Annotated in this window: 20 protein-coding genes and 1 tRNA gene; 10 read left to right on the top strand and 11 right to left on the bottom strand. The window is 43.2% G+C overall.

All coding sequences use genetic code 11. The features are described 5' to 3' along the window. Positions 1-13: 13 nt before the first annotated feature. Positions 14-391: a YacL family protein gene (locus tag DXX92_RS15625; RefSeq protein ID WP_116001347.1), complete on the bottom strand. Its 378-nt coding sequence runs from the start codon at positions 389-391 to the stop codon at positions 14-16. 260 nt (positions 392-651) lie between these two features. Beyond that, entirely contained in the window at positions 652-1569 is a 918-nt protein-coding gene (locus DXX92_RS15630) for a LysR family transcriptional regulator (protein WP_116001349.1), read from the bottom strand. A gap of 88 nt (positions 1570-1657) precedes the next feature. On the opposite strand from DXX92_RS15630, the gene DXX92_RS15635 reads away from it, so the two are divergent. Continuing rightward, positions 1658-2665: an aldo/keto reductase gene (locus DXX92_RS15635; RefSeq protein WP_245961498.1), complete on the top strand. Its 1008-nt coding sequence runs from the start codon at positions 1658-1660 to the stop codon at positions 2663-2665. A gap of 182 nt (positions 2666-2847) precedes the next feature. Then, on the top strand, positions 2848-3204 hold the full coding sequence (locus DXX92_RS15640; protein WP_116001351.1) for a hypothetical protein: 357 nt from the start codon (positions 2848-2850) through the stop codon (positions 3202-3204). On the opposite strand, the gene DXX92_RS15645 is transcribed toward DXX92_RS15640, so the two are convergent. The 3 genes from DXX92_RS15645 to DXX92_RS15655 form a co-directional block, all read right to left on the bottom strand. Next, the gene (locus tag DXX92_RS15645) at positions 3201-3632 is read right to left on the bottom strand and encodes a GFA family protein (RefSeq protein WP_116001353.1); all 432 of its coding nucleotides are present in this window, start codon (positions 3630-3632) and stop codon (positions 3201-3203) included. The genes DXX92_RS15640 and DXX92_RS15645 overlap by 4 nt on opposite strands. Before the next feature lie 88 nt (positions 3633-3720). After that, the gene (locus DXX92_RS15650) at positions 3721-4905 is read right to left on the bottom strand and encodes an acyl-CoA dehydrogenase (RefSeq protein WP_116002468.1); all 1185 of its coding nucleotides are present in this window, start codon (positions 4903-4905) and stop codon (positions 3721-3723) included. 171 nt (positions 4906-5076) lie between these two features. Next, positions 5077-7281, bottom strand: coding sequence for a DUF6351 family protein (locus tag DXX92_RS15655; protein WP_116001355.1), 2205 nt, complete (start codon positions 7279-7281; stop codon positions 5077-5079). A gap of 127 nt (positions 7282-7408) precedes the next feature. On the opposite strand from DXX92_RS15655, the gene DXX92_RS15660 reads away from it, so the two are divergent. After that, positions 7409-7909: a GyrI-like domain-containing protein gene (locus tag DXX92_RS15660; protein WP_116001357.1), complete on the top strand. Its 501-nt coding sequence runs from the start codon at positions 7409-7411 to the stop codon at positions 7907-7909. Positions 7910-8036: 127 nt separating this feature from the next. On the opposite strand, the gene DXX92_RS15665 is transcribed toward DXX92_RS15660, so the two are convergent. Further along, positions 8037-9206 (bottom strand): iron-containing alcohol dehydrogenase, encoded by a 1170-nt coding sequence (locus tag DXX92_RS15665; RefSeq protein WP_116001359.1) that lies wholly within the window; start codon positions 9204-9206, stop codon positions 8037-8039. Positions 9207-9649: 443 nt separating this feature from the next. On the opposite strand from DXX92_RS15665, the gene DXX92_RS15670 reads away from it, so the two are divergent. The 3 genes from DXX92_RS15670 (at position 9650) to DXX92_RS15680 (ending at position 13320) form a co-directional block, all read left to right on the top strand. After that, a complete protein-coding gene (locus DXX92_RS15670) occupies positions 9650-10534 on the top strand; it encodes an AraC family transcriptional regulator (RefSeq protein ID WP_116001361.1) in 885 nt (294 codons plus the stop codon). A 106-nt stretch (positions 10535-10640) separates the two neighbouring features. Beyond that, complete coding sequence (locus DXX92_RS15675) at positions 10641-11141, top strand: hypothetical protein (RefSeq protein WP_245961499.1); 501 nt, start codon at positions 10641-10643, stop codon at positions 11139-11141. Positions 11142-11535: 394 nt separating this feature from the next. Next, on the top strand, positions 11536-13320 hold the full coding sequence (locus DXX92_RS15680; protein WP_220347667.1) for a Na/Pi cotransporter family protein: 1785 nt from the start codon (positions 11536-11538) through the stop codon (positions 13318-13320). A gap of 121 nt (positions 13321-13441) precedes the next feature. On the opposite strand, the gene secF is transcribed toward DXX92_RS15680, so the two are convergent. From secF to queA, 5 genes are all read right to left on the bottom strand, one after another. Continuing rightward, entirely contained in the window at positions 13442-14389 is a 948-nt protein-coding gene (gene secF, locus DXX92_RS15685; protein WP_116001363.1) for a protein translocase subunit SecF, read from the bottom strand. Between the two features lie 9 nt (positions 14390-14398). After that, positions 14399-16246: a protein translocase subunit SecD gene (gene secD, locus DXX92_RS15690; RefSeq protein WP_116001365.1), complete on the bottom strand. Its 1848-nt coding sequence runs from the start codon at positions 16244-16246 to the stop codon at positions 14399-14401. Between the two features lie 143 nt (positions 16247-16389). After that, positions 16390-16719, bottom strand: coding sequence for a preprotein translocase subunit YajC (gene yajC, locus DXX92_RS15695; protein ID WP_116001367.1), 330 nt, complete (start codon positions 16717-16719; stop codon positions 16390-16392). Positions 16720-16812: 93 nt separating this feature from the next. Next, positions 16813-17946, bottom strand: a complete 1134-nt coding sequence (tgt, locus tag DXX92_RS15700) for a tRNA guanosine(34) transglycosylase Tgt (protein ID WP_116001368.1) — start codon at positions 17944-17946, stop codon at positions 16813-16815. A 115-nt stretch (positions 17947-18061) separates the two neighbouring features. Continuing rightward, the gene (gene queA, locus DXX92_RS15705; RefSeq protein ID WP_116001370.1) at positions 18062-19108 is read right to left on the bottom strand and encodes a tRNA preQ1(34) S-adenosylmethionine ribosyltransferase-isomerase QueA; all 1047 of its coding nucleotides are present in this window, start codon (positions 19106-19108) and stop codon (positions 18062-18064) included. 186 nt (positions 19109-19294) lie between these two features. On the opposite strand from queA, the gene aceK reads away from it, so the two are divergent. The 4 genes from aceK to DXX92_RS15725 all read left to right on the top strand — a co-directional run bounded on the left by aceK (position 19295) and on the right by DXX92_RS15725 (position 22755). Further along, the gene (aceK, locus tag DXX92_RS15710) at positions 19295-21037 is read left to right on the top strand and encodes a bifunctional isocitrate dehydrogenase kinase/phosphatase (RefSeq protein ID WP_116001372.1); all 1743 of its coding nucleotides are present in this window, start codon (positions 19295-19297) and stop codon (positions 21035-21037) included. Positions 21038-21316: 279 nt separating this feature from the next. Next, positions 21317-21994: a tetratricopeptide repeat protein gene (locus DXX92_RS15715; RefSeq protein ID WP_116001374.1), complete on the top strand. Its 678-nt coding sequence runs from the start codon at positions 21317-21319 to the stop codon at positions 21992-21994. Positions 21995-22235: 241 nt separating this feature from the next. Further along, positions 22236-22312, top strand: a tRNA-Trp gene (locus DXX92_RS15720). A 101-nt stretch (positions 22313-22413) separates the two neighbouring features. Continuing rightward, on the top strand, positions 22414-22755 hold the full coding sequence (locus tag DXX92_RS15725) for a DNA polymerase III subunit psi (protein ID WP_116001375.1): 342 nt from the start codon (positions 22414-22416) through the stop codon (positions 22753-22755). Position 22756 lies beyond the last annotated feature (1 nt).

A 22756-nucleotide genomic window follows, 5' to 3' on the forward strand; every position in this document is an offset into this window, starting at 1 on the left:
CCCTTACAACAAGTTAATTTTTTGTAAATTTTGCCCATGACAACAAAATTTGACGAAAATCGTCCAAGCCACAGGCACTAACGGTTTCGCTGTCGATATGAAGCTCTTGCACCGCTAACTCTTCTGGTAAATCTTCGGTGCCATTTAAATTAGTGTTGGGCTGAATAAACGCATCTTGATCAGTTAACGTAACTGAATATTCGCTGCCCGTTACGGTAATTTCATGCTGGTGTTTACGTTCAATTTTTTCAATGGCAATTAACAACGCCGACAACATTTCGGCATTACCACCGACTTCCGTTTCCAGCCAAGGGCCAATCATTTGTTGTTCAAGTGAAAATAATGCTTTCGCTTGCCCTGAAATAGGGTCATGTCTGAATTCGTATTCCATAAGTAACCTAACACGTATAAAAGTGGGTAGCTGATACTGCTATGTAACTCGATATGACGCTACCCATTATTGTGATTAACACAAGCGACTGGTCCGCCTGCAAACGATGTGAAAGCGTATGCTTTGAGTGTAGCAAACCCTGACTCAATAACTAACGCCGAACGCTAAAACTGAAACTTATCGCTTCGCTGATTAACTCAAGCTTATTTAACTTCTTGAAATAAAATGATTAAGCAATTTACTGCCTGCCCGATACATCATTAAGCAGATTCTGCGCTGCATTTACCGACTAAAAATTCACTAAAGGCAAGTACTTTTTTCGGCGGGCGAATAAGCTGTGGTCGCAGTAAGTAAATATCTAAACCAGGACTTGTCGATGTTTGCTCAACCTCGTTATCGCTATCGTTATCGTTATTGCTAAATAGGGCCATTAACTGCCCTTGGGCAAGTGCCTGCGCAACTAAATAGCTTGGCAGATAAGCTATGCCCAGCCCGCTAATGGCTTGCTCGCGTATGATTGCTTTGTCATTGATAACAAAAGTTTTATTCGGCTTTATCTTATCTTGGCCAAATTGCCAGCTTTCATCTTTAGCGCCGAGCAAGCATAAATGCCGTGCTAAATCTGCTGGCGTTAACGGCTTGCCGTGTTTGGCAACATAACTTGGCGAGACACAGCATATATATGAATAACTTAATAATTTTTTAGCGACTAAGTTCTCGGGGGGCATTTTAGTGGCCCTTAGCGCAATGTCAAAATCATTCGCCATTAAATCGAACTTAGTGTAACTGCAATCCAAAGAAAAGGTTATCTTGGGATTGCGCTGTTGAAACTCAGCACACCAAGTCGCCAACTTTCCCATCGTAAATTGCTGAGGTGCGGTGATTCTGAGTAAGCCAGCAACGTCTTCTTGTTCTGCACGTGTGAATCGATCGATCGCCAACATGTTTAGCCGCATCTCAGTCACTTGTTTGGCAACAGCGATGCCTGCCTCAGTCAAGCGCACGCTTCTTGTCGATCTCACCAATAATGGTGTTGCTAGCTCGCCCTCAAGTTGCTTAACTTGCGCCGATAAATAACCTTTAGATATCGCCAATTGCTGCGCAGCCTTGGTAAAACTCAACTGGCTAGCGACTTCACCAAATAATAGTAATCGCTCAATTTTTTTATGCTCTTTCATGTTAGTTTGTCAGCACACTCATTATTTTATATATCATACAGTGAGTTTTTATTGTTTTCCTATCTTGATAAATCATTGAACGTCTACAATGACTAAAGTTAAGATTGATAAAGAGAATAAAGACATGAACGCACTGGCTATTCATCAACACTTGCCAACCGCGAGTCAAATTATTTGTGGCTGCATGGGACTGGGCGGAGGCTGGGATCAGCAGCCGATTAACAAAACCCATTACCACCAAGCCCAACAGTTCATTGAAACCGCACTGGCAACGGGTATTAACTATTTTGACCATGCAGATATCTACACCTTTGGCAAAGCAGAGCAAGTGTTTGGGCAAGTATTAGCCGAGCAACCAAGCTTGCGCGAACAAATGATCGTGCAATCTAAATGTGCAATTCGCTTTGACGATGATAGTGGTCCTAAGCGCTACGATTTTTCTAACGAGTGGATAACGAAATCTGTTGATGGCATTTTGTCGCGCTTAGGCATTGAATACCTTGATGTTTTACAATTGCACCGCCCAGATCCATTAATGGAATTAGCAGAGCTCGCTGAATGTTTAACATCACTTCAAACAAGCGGCAGAGTGAAGCATTTTGGTGTTTCTAATATGAATCATCACCAAATTGCCTACCTACAATCGGCACTCGACATGCCCATAATTGCTAACCAAATTGAAATCAGCCTTCAGCAACTAGGATGGTTAGATCATGGCGTATTGGCTGGTAACCCAGCGGGTGAACACGGTAACTTTTGTGCAGGTACAATGGAGTACAGTCAGCTCAATGGCGTGCAAATTCAATCATGGGGAAGCCTGGCACAAGGTCTTTTCTCTGGCCGTGATGTGAGCAACCAAGCTGAGTATATCAAGCAGACAGCTAAGCTTGTTGCTAACCTTGCAGAGCAATACAACACAAATGCCGACGCCATTGCTCTGTCCTGGATAATGCGTCATCCGGCGAATATCCAACCAATAATTGGCACGACCAATCCGGAGCGTATTAAGCGCTGCGCTGAGGCAAGCAAAGTCAAGCTATCACGGGAAGATTGGTACCAACTATACGTTAGCGCACGTGGTGAAGAGTTACCTTAAGCAGTTAGTTTTTAAGTTGGTGGCATAAGCTGCTGACAAAAGCTATTCGTAAAAGCTGCTCGCAAAAGCTACTCATTAAAGTAATAGGCTAATTTAGGTATTAATATTCTGTCCGTGACTTTAAGCGTAATTAAGCGTTAGTATCAATAAAGATATTTTTCACGGACTAGAATTGACTATAGATGGAACGCTTACATCGTATTGCCAAACGCTTATATCCCTTTCGTACATCTGCAATTATCCTCGCGTTTTTCGCTATCGCGCTATTTGCCGCAGTTACCTTATCTGGTGCTCGCAATCAGTCTCAGGTTTGGCTATTTGCCAGTGCACTGTTGTTGATGTGGAGCCTATTGCTCACTTTGTTTATTTATAGTTTTAGCAGTGTGATTGGCAAGGCGCCGAAAGGTGCCAATATATTTACCAAAATTAGACTGTGGTTACTCTCTGGCGTTCAAAAAGCAATTATGTGGTTATTCTTATTGGTTTTTTTCGCCAGCGTGCTAATGACCTTCCGGTTAATTAACTTTGGATTTTTCTAGCACTTACCGTCACGATAGCCGAGGTATTTAGGCAAATCGTCTTCAAACGTTAGCCAAGCGGCTTTACTCTCGCAGTAGATATGTGCGTCAGGCTTTACACCAACCAAGTTATCAAAGGCGGCCAAGGCAATTTCTACGGTGCATTGCTCGCGATTAAAGCGTGATTCAAACAGCAAACTCGCACCACAACGCTGGCAGAAGCTACGCACACTATCATTCGAGGCGCGATAATGGCTCAGTAACTCAACACCAGAGTGCCAGTGCAAATACTCTCGCTTAACCTCTCCAAATGTAGAAAATGCCGCGCCATGAAATTTTTGGCACATTTTGCAATGGCAATGGCCCACTAAAGGCTCGAAGCGCTCGACTTCAAACTGAATAGCGCCGCACAAACAACTACCTTTATTGATATTCGACACTTCAACCATTGCTATTCCCTACCTCTTTCTAAACTTTTTCTAACCTTTGACGTTATACCACTGATTTACCGACCAGTTTTCACCACGTTAATACAGCTTAGAAAAATGCCTGCAAACCAGTTTGCGCACGACCTAAAATCAAACCGTGAACATCAAAAGTACCTTCGTAGGTATTCACTGTTTCAAGATTGATCATATGGCGAATCACATGAAATTCATCGGCAATACCATTACCGCCGTGCATGTCACGCGCCATACGGGCAATATCAAGAGACTTGCCGCAGTTGTTGCGCTTAACTAGTGAAATCATGGTTGGGTCCCAATCACCACCATCAATAATTTGGCCTACACGTAGGGAGCCTTGCAAGCCTAACGAAATTTCGGTTTGCATGTTTGCCAGCTTAGTTTGAAATAGCTGAGTCTGTGCTAGCGGTTTACCAAACTGCTGGCGATCTAAACCGTACTGACGAGCAGCATGCCAACAGAATTCCGCAGCACCTAACGCGCCCCAAGAAATACCGTAGCGCGCCATATTTAAGCAGCTAAACGGGCCTTTCAAGCCTCGTACTTCAGGGAACATATTTTCCTCTGGCACGAACACCTTATCCATGACAATTTCGCCAGTAATTGATGCCCGTAACGAAAGCTTACCTTCGATTTTCGGCGCCGACAGGCCTGCCATGCCTTTTTCTAGGATAAAGCCACAAATGGCGTCACCCTCTGCCTCATTTTTTGCCCAAACCACAAATACATCAGCAATTGGCGAGTTAGTGATCCACATTTTTGAGCCGGTCAGCTCGTAGCCGCCCGCAACCTTTTTAGCTCGGGTGATCATGCTAGCCGGATCAGAGCCCGAGCCTGGCTCAGTTAAGCCAAAGCAGCCGATGTATTCACCGCTAGCCAGCTTAGGCAAATATTTCTCTTTTTGTGTTTCGCTGCCAAAGGTATAAATGGGGTGCATAACCAATGACGACTGAACGCTCATGGCACTGCGATAACCTGAATCAACTCGCTCAACTTCACGCGCCACTAAGCCATAGCTAACATAATTCACACCAGAGCAGCCATAGCCTTTAATGGTTGCACCCAACAAGCCAACTTCACCAAACTGCCGCATAATATTGGCATCAAATGTTTCATTGCGATTTGCCATCAAAACGCCAGGCATTAATTGCTCTTGGCAAAAATTATGAGCCATATCTCGAATCATGCGCTCGTCTTCACTGAGCTGGTCATTGAGCAACAAAATGTCATCCCAATTGCTTAACACTGCATTTGCCACTTTGGTTTCCTTATTAGTCACAGTTGAACTCACCATAGTTTGACGCAACTATCTGCATTTACAAAACAAACGTATGGTTTTGTTATCAATAAATTACGCTAGTCAGTAGCAAAAAGTTGCCACCGAAAAGTTGGCACCGAGCCGATTTGCCAAAATCAAACATCAGCATAGCTACAAATCAATTGGTCTTGCTTGATCTGGATAACGATAATCGCATACACCGTCTGGAAAAATCGCCTGCAGTTTTGACAAGTAAGGTTGCATATCTATATCACCATACATTCCGTCATCAATGGCTTTTGAAACCGGTATTAGCTTGCAACTGAAAACACTGCCAGCCCAAGGGCCACCGGCTGCTATTCGGCTGTTACTAAAGCTTTTAAAATGTTTTGCGCAAGCACCTAACGCTTGATTATTCCACTGGCCATCCCAAACTCGATTACCACTCGCAATTATGTTTCCGTGGTTATCAAAGCAAATGTCGGTGATATCGGCAGGTTTATTTTGCCAAGCAGATAACGCCGGATTCGCCCTTATTTCCCGAAGCCAACGATCTATGGCAGCAAAGGCACGAGTAACCGGTTGATGGTTTTTATCTGCCACCCAAATAACCTGATTCTTAGCATGACCTTGTCCCGCTAGCATACGTTGACGCGCGGCAAAACTGGCTGACATATGATGCATATCTAACTCATCTTCCAAGTAGTGGCGAACATCAATAATAGGTAGGTTAATTTTGCCAATGAATACTTGCCCGCTGCGATAAGCGGATTGTGCTGCTTGCCTGCTACCGTCGGCACGTTTAGCAGGCGTTTTATCGGTTGCTTCAGTGATGTTGTTACGACTCCATAGGCTTAACCAGAGAATCCCTTTTTTGCCTCGCCAGCCGCCTAGTATTCGCTCTGGTGACATATCTGCTAGCGGCTTCCAACTACCGACATGCCAATTAAGATCAATAAAACGCTGCGCCGATATTTGCCCTTTAACCAATGCAGCCAATCCGTATTGCACCCCTTGATTACTCCAAGTTTGATTGGCAAACCCAAGCTCATCACGGCCAAAAAGCTCAACCATATCTTGCCAATAACTCCACTGTACTTGCTTAACCACAGCTTCTGAAAAGTATTCATTCAGAAACCCTTGCGCTGGATTATGAATAAAAGTGGAAAGACCAAACCAGCCATTAATACATTCACTGTTGCCTTGGGGCATACGTGGCCAGCGGCCAACCAATACTTGATTAATTGGCTCTAATACCGCGCTTACATGGGTTTCACCATTTTTCGCATTCATTCCTTCCACCAAAATGCGATTTGGCCAGTTTTGCCAAAACTCTGGTTCAGGTGACCTAAACGCATAATAGTTATGCAGTAAGTCGCAATCGAGTGCATACAAGGTTTGGCTAATCATGTCTGGATAGGAATAAAGCGGAATCGCAGCATCTAAAATACCAGTGCTATTTTGTCCGATCAGGTACTGTGCTAAACCGCCTCCCGAGCCACCAATGCCAACCGTATATTCAGGCTCACCATAAAGGCTAACAAACTGCTGTTTTACTCGCCGCGCGGTATCTTCCGCCAGCAACATGTTATAGGTATGGCTGGTTTTATTCGCGGTTGACGTGATTACGGCATAGCCTAAGCGCAGCTGCTCTATTCGCCGTTCAATCGTGCGTTTGATACGCAGCTTGCCTTGGCGAAAACCAATACCCGAGCCCCCTTCAAACTGATAAACAAGTTTATTGTTCCAGCTATGTTGCAGGTTAACTTGTGTACTCGAGTAGTGTTTAACCGGCATAATCAGCAAATACAGAAAACGGTTAATTGTGCCTATTTCTATGTGGAAAAGTTGCAAAGCTGATTGCAAAAGAGCTTCCGGTGGCCTGCTATCAAAAACCTTAATTTCGCCACTTTCGAGCTCTACCGCAAAGCGCAATTGAGTTTTAATTGCACAGTCTTTGCTATAACCAACGAGGTGTGAAAGCTTACCTAAATTTGCCTCATGATCATAAACCGATACCCCCCACCCCATTTGATTATCAACTTGTGGCTGACCTAAGCCACTATCAAGGGTCATGCAATAGAATGGGTATTGTGGAGGGCCTGCATACAAGGTTTTTAGCGGCCCAACTTGGCCCAGTCGTATGGGAAATTCAAAGCTTTCTGCTGGTCGAGGGGTATGGCGAATATGCCTGCTGAAATCCAGCAGTGAATCGACTTGCGCTTCTTCTTGCTCACTGGTCGAGTGAATTGGTACAGCTTTTACTTGCCGCGCAAAATATTTTGAAGGTGGCGTGAGCAACCAATAAACTAAAACTGTTGCTGCGACAATCAGCAGTATCAGTAAAACCAATTTCCGCTGTATCGATCTTAACATCACACAACCTCTCAGCTACTTCACAACCAGTCCTATATAAAGTTTAGGAATCACTTGGTGATCTTGCCTGACAATTTGTTAACCTTATGCCCATACTCACTCGATACATCTATCACAAAGGCATTTCATGGAAGTAAGAATCATTGAAGGTAAAACTATTTATGGCATTAGCACACGTACCAACAACGCCTCAGAAATGAGTCCTAACGGTAAAATTCCCGGTCTTTGGCAAAGATTCGATGCGCAGGTCGCTGTTGATTACCAAGGTGGTGAAAGGGTCTATGGAGTCTATACCGATTATGCCTCTGACCAAGATGGTGACTTCACTGTAACCGCTGGCTACGACGCGAAAAATTCGCAGGACAAAGCGAAGTTAGACGATGCACTACATGCGATTACGATACCAACGGGGCGCTATTTAGTATTTTCTAAGCAAGGTGAAATGCCGCAAATTGCCATTGATGCATGGACTGAAGTTTGGCACTTTTTTAAGGATGAAGCGTTTCAAGATGACAAAAATGTAGAAAATAACACTAACCAATATCAGCGTGTATTTAGCACTGATTTTGAATATTACCCTAATGCTAATGAAATTCAGGTCTGTATCGCGATTGCAGATGATGTATAGACTAAATTGACGAATACTCAGCTATTCTTTCTAGACTAAAACCTTCTTAATCTAAAGAACTTTAAAGACTAAAAAGGGAGCCTTAGCTCCCTTTTGGTTTACTCATTTCAATTATCGTCAAATGAGCTTAAAGCGCAGCTATTAAAATCTTACGCACGATATCCAATGTTAAATCACCTGTTTCAGAAAGGTGAGTTAAGCCCATCTTTTCCATGTTTGCCACTAAGGTGTCGATACCTGCTTCATCAATATCGTAGTGAGAAAGGTTAGTAACAATATCTAGTGAATTGAAGAAAGCTTCTGTTTTATCAATTGCTTGATTAATTTTCTCTTCGTCACTGCCATCGGTAATATGCCAAACGCGCTCAGCAAATTGCACAAGTTTGTCGTGTTTTTGCGCCTTACGCTCACGCAGTAGACTTGGCAAGATAATCGCTAAGGTGCGACCATGCGCAATACCGAACATTGCCGTCATTTCGTGACCAATCATGTGTGTTGCCCAATCTTGCGGTACACCAACACCAATTAATCCGTTAAGCGCCGAAGTTGCTGACCACATAAAGTTCTTGCGGGCTTCAACATCTTGCTCACCTTTCACTTGGCTTTGGTAAGTTACTGGGCCATCTTCAATTAAGGTTTGTAATACACCTTCAGAGAAGCGATCTTGGATTTTCGCATTTACTGGTTGCGTTAAGTACTGCTCAATGACGTGTACAAAGGCATCAGCAACACCGTTAGCAATTTGCTCTGTTGGTAACGTGAAAGTGAAATCTGGGTCTAAGAACGAGAACTTAGGGAATACTAGCGGTGAAGTTAACGGGAATTTCTGATCATTGTACGTAACAACAGAAAAGCTGTTCATCTCAGAGCCAGTTGCAGGCAAGGTAGCAATACAACCTAATGGTAATGCTTCGGTTGCTGGTACTGGGTTAAAACCGTGGAACAAAATGTTAGCGTGGTCCGCCTCTTGTTTTGATGCTAATGCAACAAACTTAGTGCCGTCCATTACAGAACCACCACCAACAGCTAATAAGAAATCAATACCTTGTGTTTTTACCACATCAACCGCTTTCATTAGCGTTTCAAATTGTGGGTTTGGCTCAATACCACCAAATTCAACAACTTCGCGGTTGCCTAAAGCTGCAGTTACTTTCTCTAATGTACCGAAGCGCTTAACGCTACCACCACCAAATAGCACCAGTACTTTCGCCTGTGCAGGAATAAGTTGGTCTAGTTCAGCTAAACGGTCTTGACCAAATACGATATGAGTTGGGTTGTAGTAATCAAAATTTTGCATTATCTATCCTAATGTGTGCCCTTATACCAATTGAAATAATTACTTAAGCATTCAGCGAGAATTAAAAGGCTCAGAGGCAAGGCATTGATTACAGAGAATGGTTATTCCCTTGTCCAAATCAATAACGCAGCATATGAGCCTTTTAAACTCGCCCTCTGGGAGCGTTTCAGCGTCGTGATAACCGCGCCAAATTGATGAGATGTAGAATAACTATATCAACAAAAATTTGGCTTGTTTTCACACCGCTGACAGCGCTCTGAATAGCTCAATTAGTTAATTTAATTGGTATCGAATTCATTAAGCACATTTTATTACCACAAAAAAGATTTAAAACAGCATTTCCAACCATAATCATGCCTAAAACTCTCATCACCAGTATTTTTAGCAGATTTAGGTTGTACTATTGGATATACTGCGAGCAGGCATAATTTTAGGGTTTGATCATGCAAGATTTAATTGAAAGTTTAACCGCGCTTGCGCCAAATGAAGGTGTCAACAAAACACCACTGCCTGGTGTGTATGTGTTTAAAGCCAGCCAATCGTCTGGCAAGATACCGTTATGCTACAGCCAAGGAGTTATCTGGGTGGCGCAGGGGCAAAAGCGCGTTTATTTCAATGAGAACGTCTATGAATACAATCCAGATAATTACCTTGCGCTCGCGGTCCCTGTACCTGCTAAATGCGACACCATAGTCGAGCCCGGTAAACCACTACTTTCATTGATGATTGATTTTGATATGAATCTTCTGAATGAATTGGTGCGCATTTTTACCGATCATGGTTGCTCACAAGCAACAGGAGTAGACAATACTAGCGAAAAAAATAAAGGACTGTTCGTTAGCCAATGCACTGATAACCTGCGCTGCACCATAGTAAGACTTGCCAAATGCTTGCAAGACGATATGCAGTCCTCAGTACTAGGCAAAAGCCTAATCCGTGAAGTTTTTTACCATATATTGAAAGGCCCGAATGCTGCGCCACTATTTTCTTTGGTGAGCCATAACACGCATTTATCGAAAATGGAAAAAGTGCTCAAGCACTTGCACACCCATTACAGTGGACGCTTAGATGTAGAGCAACTCGCCACTATGGCAAATATGAGCGCTTCAACGTTCCACCGTAACTTTAAGCAAATAACAGCTTCATCGCCCATTCAATATGTTAAAAAACTGCGCCTAAGCCGTGCACGTGAACTGTTAGTAGACCAAGGGCTAAAAGTAAAACAAGCTGCGGCACAAGTCGGCTACGACAGCCCAACGCAGTTTAGTCGAGAGTTTACTCGTTATTTCGGTCAAAGCCCTAGCGAATGCAATCGCCAGCTAGCGTAATGGCAGGAATTGTTAGCACCAGTGTTTCGACAAAAACACAAAACCCTTGAATTATGAATATTTATTGACCAGTATTAAATTAGGTTTATTAAAAAGGAAGTGTGTAATGAACATGGAAATACTGAAGAAAAACATCAAATTACTCGTCATGCCGCTAGCGAGTTTTGCTTTGCTTGGTTGTAGCGCGCTGCCAATAGAAACAGCGCTAGAAGATAACCACTTTCGCTTAGAAAACTTTAAGCGCGACAATACAGACAACTTTGAACACGTTTATTTAATGTGTGCCAATCAAAAGCCGGCTTCATTTATTCACCCGAAACAGCACCTCAGCGGCCAGCATAGCTTATGGGTAAAAGCTGAGCTAAAACGCCGTAATATAGACTTTAGCGAGCGCGTTGCGGTCGTAAATTTTAATGTTAACCTTGAAGCAGATAAAAGTTATATGCTGAATCGAGAGGTGATGAAAGACAGTGAGAAAATAGCACTGTGGATCCAAGAAACTGACACTGGCGTTGGCGTTTCTGAAGTCATCATTGCCGATTTAGCACACCCGAAAGCTAATGAGTATTTTCATGAACTAAAACAATGCCGCACTGGCAGCGTATAAACGCAATATCTGCTACTAAACGGCATTTGTCTTAACTAAATATTTTACTAGACATATTATTGGTTATAGTCTGCATCGATAAAAAACGAGCTTATTGCTCGTTTTTTTGATCTTAGCTGCCCATATCAATCAGCTGCAACCGATATGATTGACTATGCTTAACTCAACAACTCAAACAAGAAGCTCAACCAAGCAACTCAAGTAAGCGATTCAACCAAGCTGTGTAATTAACAAAATGCCAGAACCGTTAGCCCCTCCTCACAACAATATAAAGGTGGGAGCTAACTTAGGACTTGATTTCAAATGATTAATTGCCAACAGGCTTTGTGCTGCTAACTTCTCAATGATATTCAACGTTGATGCTCGCTGAAAAAACACCTGAAAGGGAGATTCTATGTACATAAGTTCAAGCAACACAAAGGGTCGCTATATGATCGGCACTGGGGCGTTATTTATGGCATTCACCCCACTAGTCGCTTGGGCAGCGAGTAGTACCTCTGACTCGCTAGATTGGTTTAAAATGGCCATGGAGCTGTTTGGTGGTTTAGCCTTATTTTTATTTGGCATGGAGCAAATGTCTGCAGCACTTAAAGCCGCTGCCGGCGATCAAATGAAGAACCTGCTGTCAAAACTAACCACTAATCGATTCTCCGCCGCTGTTAGCGGCGCCGCAGTGACTTCTATAATCCAGAGTTCATCAGTCACAACTGTGCTTGTCGTTGGCTTTGTCTCGGCAGGGTTAATGACCTTATCACAGTCAATTGGCGTCATTATGGGGTCTAATATCGGCACTACCATTACCGCGCAAATTGTCGCTTTTAAAGTAGAAAAAGCAGCGCTTTTAATGATTGCCTTGGGCTTTGCCATGTTATTTCTTTCAAAGAAAGAAAAGGTACAACACTACGGTAACGTGCTGATGGGGCTTGGTCTTATCTTCTTTGGCATGGGTATTATGAGTGAAGGAATGTCGCCACTGCGCAGCTATGAGCCTTTTATCAACCTAATGACCAGCATGGAAAGGCCGCTTTACGGTATCTTGGTGGCGGCCTTGTTTACCGCTCTGGTGCAGTCTTCATCGGCAACAACAGGCATTGTAATTGTCATGGCTAGCCAAGGCTTTATTAGCTTACCCGCAGGTATTGCGCTTGCCTTTGGCGCTAATATTGGTACTTGCGTAACTGCCCTACTCGCCTCTATTGGTAAACCAACTGAAGCCAAACGAGCGGCAGCCATTCATATTATTTTCAATATTGTTGGTGTGCTGCTGTGGCTCTTGTTTATTCCACAGCTTGCGGTCTTAGTAACTTATGTGTCACCGGTTGCGGCAAACCTCTCTGGTACAGAAAAACTGGCAGCAGAAGTACCAAGGCAAATAGCCAATGCTCATACCATTTTTAATGTTGCCAACACACTGATATTTATTGGTTTTACGGCACAGTTTGGCCGCTTGGTTGAGCGCCTTATTCCCGACAAAGCTACACCTAAGAAAGCGATTATCAAACCGCTTTATCTCGATAATGATTTATTGGAAACGCCTGCGCTGGCGCTTGATATGGTGCGCCGCGAGCTTGCTCACTTAGCGTCAATTGTTGATGCAATGCTGGCAAAAACAGGTGATGCGTTTCGCGAGCGTGACGCGAGAAAATTTGATGAAATTGCCAAAATGGACGATCAAGCCGATATTTTACACGCCGAAATCACTGACTATATCCGCAAACTAACATTGCAGAACCTAACCGAGCAAGAGAATGAAAACATGATGCGCTACCTTAGCATTAACGAAGATTTGGAGCGCATTGGTGATGTAATTGAAACCAACCTAGTCGAAGTAGGTAAAGAAGCGGTTCGCCTTAAGTTAAAAGCAACAGAAACCGAACGTACGATTTTAAGCCAACTTTACTATCAGCTAAGAGAAGTTCTTAGTGCAACACAAACCATCACACAAAATGACGATGAATTGGCGGCACAGAACATTCTGCATATGAAAGATAATATTAACCAACTGGTACGTGAAGCCATTCAAATGCAGGCCAAGCGCCTTAAGCAGGAAGGGTCAGAAAATATCGACGTAACGCATATGGAAAATGAGCTGATGGACAGCATGAAGAGAATTTACTCACTTAGCAAACGCATCGCGAAACTTTCCTTGCCGAAAAACCTGTTTCAAGAGCCTGACTAGCACTCAAACTGGCACTGACTGGTCATTGCTAACGAAAACGAAAACGAGCCAATAAAAAACGGGCTTGAGTGATTAACTCAAGCCCGTTTTTCTATCGTTACTAACCTTAAAGAATCTGTGCCTATGGCATCATTTCTTCGTGGTCAGCACCTTCTTTTTCTACCACTTCTGGAATTAGGTCTTCTTTTGAAATACCTAACGCCAAGGCAATTGAACTTGCTACGTAAATAGATGAGTAAGTACCGACAAACACACCAAATAATAATGCTGTCGCAAAACCGTGAATTAGCGCGCCACCTTTGAAGAATAGTGCGGCTAATACCAATAACGTGGTGATTGACGTAATAAAGGTACGGCTTAACGTTTGTGTTAATGAGATATTGATGATCTCTTCTGGGCCACCTTCGCGAATTTTACGGAAGTTCTCACGAATACGGTCAGAAACAACAATGGTATCGTTAAGCGAGTAACCAATTACCGCCAAAATCGCCGCTAATACCGTTAAATCGAACTCAATGCCTAATATTGAGAACAAACCTAGGGTTAGTAATACATCGTGGAATAACGCGAATACCGAACCTAATGCAAAGCGCCATTCGAAACGAAACGCAACGTACACCAAGATACAAATCAAGGCGGTTAACATCGCCAAGCCACCTTGTTCGGTAAGCTCGTCACCAACACTGGCACCAACAAACTCAATACGGCGCATTTCAACGTTCACGCCCATACCGTCTTTTAGTACAGAAAGTATTTGATCGCCTAAAGTTTCGGCTTTCACGCCTGGGCGCTCACCCATGCGGATCACCACGTCGCGACTGGTACCAAAAAGTTGAACCACGGCATCATCAAAGCCGTTGGCATCAAGCACCTGACGCATTTTCGTTAAATCAGCGGCTTGTTCAAAGCCCACTTCAACTTTAACACCGCCAGTAAAATCAAGGCCAAAGTTCAATTTGTTAATCGCTAGCGAAGCAATCGACGCTACCATCATCAGGATACTGAACACCATGGCTACCTTGCGGTAGCCCATAAAGGCAACAGTTTCTTTTAACTTTAAAATTTGCATCACTACCACCTAAATACTGATTTTATCAAGGCGTTTACCGCCCCAAACTGCATTAACGACCGTACGTGTACCAACAATTGCGGTAAACATCGAAGTGATAATACCGATTGATAAGGTCACCGCGAAGCCTTTGATTGGGCCTGTACCAACAGCAAATAGAATAAAGGCAGCAATTAAGGTGGTGATGTTAGCATCTAAAATAGTTGAGAATGCTGCGTCATAACCTTGGTGGATAGATTGCTGTACTGATTTACCACTGCGTAACTCTTCACGAATACGCTCGAAAATAAGTACGTTAGCATCAACCGCCATACCTACGGTTAATACGATACCTGCCATACCTGGTAGCGTTAGGGTTGCCCCTGGGATCATCGACATGACACCAACAATCATGATCAAGTTAGCACCTAGCGCAAGGTTTGCTACCACACCAAAAGCACGGTAGTAGATCATCATAAAGATAAACACTAACGCGAAGCCGCCAATAATCGCTTGGAAGCCTAGTTTGATGTTTTCAGCACCCAGTGATGGACCAACGGTACGCTCTTCTACAATTTGAATTGGCGCAATCAAAGCACCTGCACGTAACAACAACGCTAAGTTATGCGCTTCTTGCTGGCTACCAGCACCCGTAATACGGAAGTTTTTACCAAGACGCGCTTGAATAGTCGCGACTGAGATTACTTCTTCCACTTTTTCGAAGATGGTATTGCCGTCAGCATCTTTGCGATCGGTACCTTTGTACTCAATAAACACCGTTGCCATTGGCTTGCCGATATTATCTTTGGTCGCGTTCGAGAACTTGCTACCACCTGGTGAATCAAGGGTAATGTTTACTTGCGGACGGCTGTATTCATCAAAGCCAGAGCCTGCATCAACAATATGGTCACCCGTTAGCATGATGCGCTTTTTCAGCAGTACTGGCGTACCGTTGCGCTCATATAGCAATTGCGAGCTAGCTGGCACTCGGCCATCTAAGGCATTACCAATATCGTTATCGGTATCCACCATTCTGAACTCAATGGTTGCCGTCGCATTTAAGATTTCTTTTGCTTTTGCCGTGTCTTGAACACCCGGTAACTCAATCACGATGTGCTTTTGGCCTTGACGCTGTACTAGCGGCTCGGCAACACCTAATTCGTTAACACGGTTACGAATAATGGTAATGTTTTGCTGCAAGGCATATTCGCGAATTTCTTTTTGCTTCTGCTCTGTCATCACTGCTTTTAAAGTCAGTGAATCTTCGTCCATCGTAAATAACAAATCGCGATTTTGCTTGCTTAGGTAGTCTTCCGCTTTTTCCAAATCTTCAGGATTACGGAAAACAACCTTAATCGCATCGCCGTCAAGCTTGACACTGCGGTAGCGAATTTTTTCGCCGCGTAGCTCAGAGCGAAAATCACCCACTAAGCCCGTTTGTGCTTTATTAACGGCTTCTTTCATGTTTACTTCCATTAAGAAGCTAACACCACCACTTAAGTCCAAACCTAACTTCATTGGTGAACCACCAATTGCAGCTAACCAATCAGGTGTTGCAGGTGTTAGGTTTAACGCCACTGAGTAGTCACGGCCATAAGTGTCGTGTAACAAGTCACGCGCTTTAATTTGGTTTTCAGTATCGCGAAAACGCGCTAGCACTTGGCCTTTTTCAAGGGCAATGCTCATTGCTTCAATATTATTTTCGCTTAATTGAGATTTAATTTGGTCTAATGTTGAAGCATCCACTTCAACACCGCGTAGGCCTGAAACCTGAACCGCGGGATCTTCACCGTAGAGGTTGGGTGAAGCGTATAACATACCAATGGCGATAACGAACATCACCATCAGCGTTTTCCATAGAGGGGTTTTATTTAACACAATAATTCCACTAGTTTATTGTTTCGCTATTGTTAGCGTTACGCTTTTGCTTAGTTGAGCGCTCTTGCTAGGTTTACCTGACATAGCTGCTAAACTACTTGGGTAAAAAAAAACGTTGGGCTAAAGAACGCAAAAAGCCTCGATTAGAGGCTTTTCATTGTTCCTTTTGGCAGTACCGCACTAATTGATGCTTTTTGTACTGTCACATCAGTACCTTCAGCAATCGCGATTACCACAAAATCTTTCTCGTCAGACACTTTAGTGATTTTGCCCACTAAACCGCCTTGGGTCAGTACTTCGTCACCTTTAGATAGTGCCGACATTAAGGTTTTGTGCTCTTTTACGCGCTTCGCTTGTGGGCGATAAATCATAAAATAAAACACTAAACCGAAAACGGCCAGCATGATTAACATTTCCATACCACCACCTTGCGGTTGTGCTTGGGCGAAAATAGTACCTAAAGATAGACTCATAATTTCCTCTACTTCTTTTAATATTTATAAATTGAATTCTTAGCGCTTTATTAACGTTAATAAAGCGCTACATTTTGCTGCTGTGCAAAATGATTAAACTTGCTCACTACCTTCCGCTAATGGCGGAACAGGTAAGCCTCGGCGGGCATAGAAATCGGCAACAAAGTCATCCAATGTACCTGCCTCAATCGCATCGCGCAAACCTTTCATCACACGCTGATAAAAACGCAGGTTATGAATGGTATTTAACTGCGAGCCCAAAATTTCATTACACTTATCTAAATGATGCAAATAAGCTTTTGAGTAATTTTTACAGGTGTAGCAATCACACTCTGGATCTAGTGGACCAGTGTCGGTTTTATTTTTCGCGTTACGAATTTTAACCACACCATCACTCACAAATAAGTGGCCGTTACGGGCATTACGGGTTGGCATTACACAATCAAACATATCAATGCCGCGGCGCACACCTTCCACTAAATCTTCTGGCTTGCCTACTCCCATCAGATATCGGGGTTTATTTTCCGGGATCAAGGGGGTAGTGTGATCTAAAATGCGGATCATATCTTCTTTCGGCTCACCGACTGATAAACCGCCGATCGCATAGCCGTCGAAATCAATCGCCTTTAGGCCGTCAACAGAAACTTCACGTAAATCTTCATACATGCCACCTTGGACAATGCCGAATAACGCATTTGGGTTACCTTGGTGCGCATCTTTACTGCGCTGTGCCCAACGAAGTGATAGCTCCATTGAGTCTTTCGCTTCTTGGTGAGTAGCAGGGTATGGCGTACATTCATCGAAAATCATTACGATGTCTGAGCCTAGCGCACGTTGAACTTCCATTGAACGCTCTGGCGTTAGCATAATTTTCTCACCGTTTACTGGTGAAGAGAATTTTACCCCTTCTTCAGTGATCTTACGCATCTTGCCTAAGCTGAATACTTGGAAGCCGCCTGAATCGGTTAAAATAGGCTTGTCCCAGTTAATAAAGTCATGCAGATCACCGTGCTGTTCGATGATGTCTGTGCCTGGACGTAGCATTAAGTGGAAGGTATTACCGAGAATGATTTCTGCACCAATCTCTTTAATTTCTTCAGTTTTCATGCCTTTAACCGTACCGTAGGTGCCCACAGGCATAAACGCAGGGGTTTCCACCGTGCCACGTTCAAAGGTCAAACGGCCGCGACGTGCTTTGCCGTCTTTATTAATTAATTCGTATTTCATTGTATTCTCCGCCCACTAGTAAAACAGACCAGCGGCTTCAGTTTAGGGGTTAAGTTAAACGTGTTTAACTCAATGTTTCTGGTAAAACTTTTCTTATAAAACTTAAAAAAAAGAGTTAACGGCTTTGGCGTGTTAAAAACATCGCATCGCCGTATGAGAAAAAGCGATACTTTTCCTCTACTGCGTGTTGATAGGCACGCATCATATTGTCGTAACCTGCAAAGGCGCTGACTAACATTAACAAGGTTGATTCCGACAAGTGGAAGTTAGTAATTAGCGCATCAACCACTTTGAAGTTAAAACCTGGGGTAATAAAAATATCTGTGTCTTGATAAAACGGGGCAATTAATTCGCCTTGCTCATCTGCCGCTTTGGCTGCACTTTCGAGTGAGCGCATCGAGGTGGTGCCAACTGCGACGACACGGCCACCATTAGCTTTCGTTTGTTCGATTTTCGCCACAACGTCTTCCGAGACTTCCACATATTCTGCGTGCATGACGTGATCAGCAATTTCTTCAACTTTTACCGGTTGGAAAGTCCCCGCGCCAACGTGCAAGGTAACAAAAGCAAGCTCTACACCTTTGGCTTGAATTTTTGCCAGTAAGTCATCGTCAAAATGCAAACCTGCGGTTGGCGCAGCAACAGCGCCAGGCTTTTCATTGTAAACGGTTTGATAACGTTCGCGATCTGAGTCTTCATCTGGGCGGTCGATATAAGGTGGCAATGGCATATGACCAATGCGTTCAAGAATATCTAAGACCTTTTCTTCACCTTCAAATGACAATTCAAAGAGTGCGTCATGGCGAGCAACCATCTTTGCCGACACAGACTCTTCCAAAATAATTTCGGTGCCAGGTTTTGGCGATTTGCTACAGCGGATATGCGCTAACACTCGATGTTCATCTAAAACCCGTTCAACCAACACTTCGAGCTTGCCACCCGAGGCTTTCTTACCAAACATGCGGGCAGGTATTACACGGGTGTTGTTGAAAATAAGTAAGTCACCGTCGTTTAGCTGCGCTAACACATCAACAAAGGTGCCATCGGTGATGTCGCCGCTATTGCCTTCAACCGTCATTAAACGACTGGCAGTACGATCTTGTTTTGGGTAACGAGCAATTAACTCTTCAGGTAAATCAAAAGCAAAATCAGAAACACGCATATACACCGCCAGCCAGCAACAAAAAAACCGCGTAAGTCTAGTGCCGAGGCGGCGTAAATTCAAGCAATATTGATAGATTCAATAGCGACTATTGGCAAAAAAAACGCAAGCACTAAATAGATTCATCGGTTATGCTCAGATGAGCAGTTTTTTCGGCTAAGCCGTTAAGTAAATCAGGATGTTTATATGAATAACTTAGCTATCGCCGTGGCCAAAACTATTATTAATGGTTTTGAGCGCCATATGTACCTATTTGGTGAAATCACTCGTTCAGCGAAAGAGCGTTTTGAGCAAGCACAATGGCATGAAGTGCAAGAAGCTTCACGCCAACGAACCGATTTTTATGATCTACGTATCAAAGAGACCTTAGCCACCATACGCCAAGACTTTGCCATTTCAGAATTAGACGAAGCGCTATGGCAAGCAATTAAACAAGAATACGTTGAGCAGCTGCTCTATCATGACAAGTCCGATTTAGCAGAAAGCTTTTACAATTCCATTTTTTGCCATCTGTTTGAGCGCAAGTACTACCACAATGGCTTTATTTTTGTTGAATCTTCTCAAGAATGTTTAGACAACCTGCGTCAAAAGCAAATCTACACACGCTATGAACCCAATGAGCAAGGCTTAGAAAAAACCATTGAGACAATCATGGAAAAAGCGGGCTTTACCCTGCCGTTTCGTGATTTAGCTGGCGATATTGATATCGTAATTAGTCGCTTTTCACGCGAAGCAGACAAAACTCGTTATCCTATCGACCAGATGAAGTTTGATATTCTTGATCAAGTTTTCTATCGCAATAAAGGCGCTTACATTATTGGTCGCGTGGTTTCACCGGGCGGTGAAACGCCTTTTATTGTGGCGCTGCTTAACGATGAACAAGGCCATATTTACGTTGATACCTTGTTAACCAATAAAGAAGATATGGCAGTCGTATTCGGTTTCGCTCGTGCCTACTTCTTTGTTGATTGTCCTTATTTGCTGCCCATGATCAACTTTTTACAAGAGTTGATGCCAAGTAAAACCAAGGCTGAGCTTTATTCTGCGGTTGGTTATCACAAACAAGGTAAAACGCAATTTTATCGCGACTTCCTGCACCACTTAGCGCAAAGCGACGACAAGCTTGAACTAGCGCCGGGGATCAAAGGTATGGTGATGTCAGTATTCACCCTCCCGTCATACCCTTATGTGTTTAAGATCATTAAAGACAAGTTTGCGCCAAGCAAACAAATGACGAAAAAAGATGTGAAGTCTAAATATCGTCTGGTGAAGCTGCACGACAGAGTGGGTCGAATGGCCGATACCATGGAATATTCCGAAGTTGCCTTTCCCAAAGACAGGTTCTCTGATGAGTTATTAGCAGAGCTAGAACAAGTGGCGCCATCGATTATTCGCTACGAAGACGATCTGGTGGTTATCGAGCACATGTATATTGAACGCAGAATGACGCCGCTTAATCTCTACCTTGCTAAAGCAAGTGATGAGGAAATTAGTGATGCTATGTTGGGCTATGGTACAGCCATCAAGCAACTGATTGCTGCCGATATTTTCCCTGGCGACATGCTGTTGAAAAACTTTGGTGTAACTCGCCATGGCCGCGTTATTTTCTATGATTACGATGAAATCACTTACATGGACGAAGTGAATTTTAGAGTGAAGCCTGAACCTAAAACCGAAGAGCAAATTTATGCTTCAGAGCCTTGGTATACAGTAGACCCTGGCGATATGTTCCCAGAAGAGTTAGCGACGTTTGCACTAGCTAACCCGAAATATCGCAAAGCGTTTTTACAACATCACCCAGAGCTATTAGACGCCAGCTATTGGCAGCAAGCACAACAAAATGTTGCTGCGGGTATTGTCGAAGATGTATTTCCATACCCAGATGAAGTCAGGTTTTATCACTCAAAACCGACCTCCCATCACAATTAGCTTTTAGCTTTTTATGTGAATTAATAGGCTTTGAATATGTGCAAATATCTCAAAGCCTATTCACTTTTGAATATAGGGTTTAAAACTAGAGCTTAAAAGGCAGGTAAATTTAATACAAAGCGGTGAAGGATTGCCGTTGACGGGCGAGTTGATGGGTGAGTTGATCGGCAAATAGAAAAGGTTAATTTATACTTCAATGCAAACGTTAACAGTCAAAATAGCATTTGCCACTTAGTCAACATACTCGGATAACATACTCGAAATAAGAAGGAATTTAGCATGAGAAAATCACTTTTGGTTATTGCGCTGTTGTCTTTCTACCCAGCGTCTAGTTTCGCTTCAAATGAAATAACATCTTGCTTGAGTAACAAGTGTCGCAGTTACTTTAATGACTTCGATGTATATGCTAGTAGCGGCCACAAAGAAGCTATCGCCACCTTAGCTGACATGTATTACAACGGTTATGGCACGAAAAAGAATTTGCGCCGCGCAGTTAAATACTACAAAAAAGCTGCATTTAAAGGTGTACCAAGTGCTCAATACAAAATGGGGCTGATTTATTTATCCAACGATCACTACCAAGACCCTGAAAAAGGGCTTACCTACATAGAGCAAGCCGCACAAAGCAAGCACCCTGGTGCGATGCATACTTTAGGGGTGATTTATTTACACAATCAAAACTTACCGCAAGCAGATTACTGGTTGGCACAAGCCTATCGGCACGGTGATAGCAGTATGCAAAGCCTAGTTGAACAACTAAAAAGTGCTCAACCAGCAATACTGGCGCAACTACCTCAACTAAATGAAGAAGTAGCTGAAAATTGGCTTGTGTGGCACCAAACAGACAAAAACAAGCAAGCATCTGTACAAGACTATTTAGACACACAGCTAAACATCTTCAAAGAGCGCAGCCGAAGAACGGTTGATTGGCCGAGTAATTGGGCTTCAACGCCCTAGGAAACTAAGCGGCAAAGATAGCTTGTTGAATGAACTAGATTCTACTCATCTAGATCAAAATACTTAAAACCTCTATCTCGAAACTTTAGTTGCCCCCTGTCAGCAGAAAGGGTTTGTTTACTTATCAAGCCCTTTCTGCTGAAAATACCAGCAAACAATCAAAAACCGCTATTTTTTTGCAATTTTCGCTTTTTAAGGGGTTTACCTTTAACTTTGGTTGGGTATAATGCAACGCCTCTGCAGGGGTATAGTTCCAATTGGTAGAACAGCGGTCTCCAAAACCGACGGTTGGGAGTTCGAATCTCTCTACCCCTGCCACTTTTTCTCTCTCTTTACTTTCAGTTAGTTCCTAACATATAGTCTGCTCAACAAACTCGTTAATCATTGTTTATCACAAGTGATAATTGTATTTGCCTATTATGATCCAGCAAGCAGCATTCGATAAATTGACCGCCATGGGCATTGACTTGTATCAACTACGAGATCAACAAAACTCTGCTCCTTCGGCAGACTATTTAGCCATTGATGTCAAAGCAACAGCAAACCATCGCTTATATTTAGATATTTTGACTGCGCTGTCACTTAATCAAACTGAAGTCGGTATTAAAGAAGACAAAATAGATTTGGGCTTGCTTCAGTGGCAATTCCATCAAGCGGAAACAATTGAACTGACCAAGCAGCATTTAGTGACACCAAGTTTAGATGTGCTTGCTCAGCAACCTCAACTGAAACAGCAACTTTGGCTGCTACTTGCCAATTAAA

The sequence above is a fragment of the Thalassotalea euphylliae genome (genome assembly GCF_003390395.1).
Taxonomy (GTDB): domain Bacteria; phylum Pseudomonadota; class Gammaproteobacteria; order Enterobacterales; family Alteromonadaceae; genus Thalassotalea_F; species Thalassotalea_F euphylliae_C.

What these genes read in the sequence shown, in the direction of transcription:
- DXX92_RS15655 (WP_116001355.1), bottom strand. Translation starts at nt 7,281, where the DNA reads ATGTTAAGATCGATACAGCGGAAATTGGTTTTACTGATACTGCTGATT.
- secF (WP_116001363.1), bottom strand. Translation starts at nt 14,389, where the DNA reads ATGCAAATTTTAAAGTTAAAAGAAACTGTTGCCTTTATGGGCTACCGC.
- DXX92_RS15725 (WP_116001375.1), top strand. Translation starts at nt 22,414, where the DNA reads ATGATCCAGCAAGCAGCATTCGATAAATTGACCGCCATGGGCATTGAC.
- aceK (WP_116001372.1), top strand. Translation starts at nt 19,295, where the DNA reads ATGAATAACTTAGCTATCGCCGTGGCCAAAACTATTATTAATGGTTTT.
- DXX92_RS15625 (WP_116001347.1), bottom strand. Translation starts at nt 391, where the DNA reads ATGGAATACGAATTCAGACATGACCCTATTTCAGGGCAAGCGAAAGCA.
- DXX92_RS15715 (WP_116001374.1), top strand. Translation starts at nt 21,317, where the DNA reads ATGAGAAAATCACTTTTGGTTATTGCGCTGTTGTCTTTCTACCCAGCG.
- yajC (WP_116001367.1), bottom strand. Translation starts at nt 16,719, where the DNA reads ATGAGTCTATCTTTAGGTACTATTTTCGCCCAAGCACAACCGCAAGGT.
- DXX92_RS15665 (WP_116001359.1), bottom strand. Translation starts at nt 9,206, where the DNA reads ATGCAAAATTTTGATTACTACAACCCAACTCATATCGTATTTGGTCAA.
- DXX92_RS15640 (WP_116001351.1), top strand. Translation starts at nt 2,848, where the DNA reads ATGGAACGCTTACATCGTATTGCCAAACGCTTATATCCCTTTCGTACA.
- DXX92_RS15670 (WP_116001361.1), top strand. Translation starts at nt 9,650, where the DNA reads ATGCAAGATTTAATTGAAAGTTTAACCGCGCTTGCGCCAAATGAAGGT.
- DXX92_RS15635 (WP_245961498.1), top strand. Translation starts at nt 1,658, where the DNA reads ATGACTAAAGTTAAGATTGATAAAGAGAATAAAGACATGAACGCACTG.
- DXX92_RS15680 (WP_220347667.1), top strand. Translation starts at nt 11,536, where the DNA reads ATGTACATAAGTTCAAGCAACACAAAGGGTCGCTATATGATCGGCACT.
- DXX92_RS15645 (WP_116001353.1), bottom strand. Translation starts at nt 3,632, where the DNA reads ATGGTTGAAGTGTCGAATATCAATAAAGGTAGTTGTTTGTGCGGCGCT.
- tgt (WP_116001368.1), bottom strand. Translation starts at nt 17,946, where the DNA reads ATGAAATACGAATTAATTAATAAAGACGGCAAAGCACGTCGCGGCCGT.
- DXX92_RS15675 (WP_245961499.1), top strand. Translation starts at nt 10,641, where the DNA reads ATGAACATGGAAATACTGAAGAAAAACATCAAATTACTCGTCATGCCG.
- queA (WP_116001370.1), bottom strand. Translation starts at nt 19,108, where the DNA reads ATGCGTGTTTCTGATTTTGCTTTTGATTTACCTGAAGAGTTAATTGCT.
- DXX92_RS15630 (WP_116001349.1), bottom strand. Translation starts at nt 1,569, where the DNA reads ATGAAAGAGCATAAAAAAATTGAGCGATTACTATTATTTGGTGAAGTC.
- DXX92_RS15660 (WP_116001357.1), top strand. Translation starts at nt 7,409, where the DNA reads ATGGAAGTAAGAATCATTGAAGGTAAAACTATTTATGGCATTAGCACA.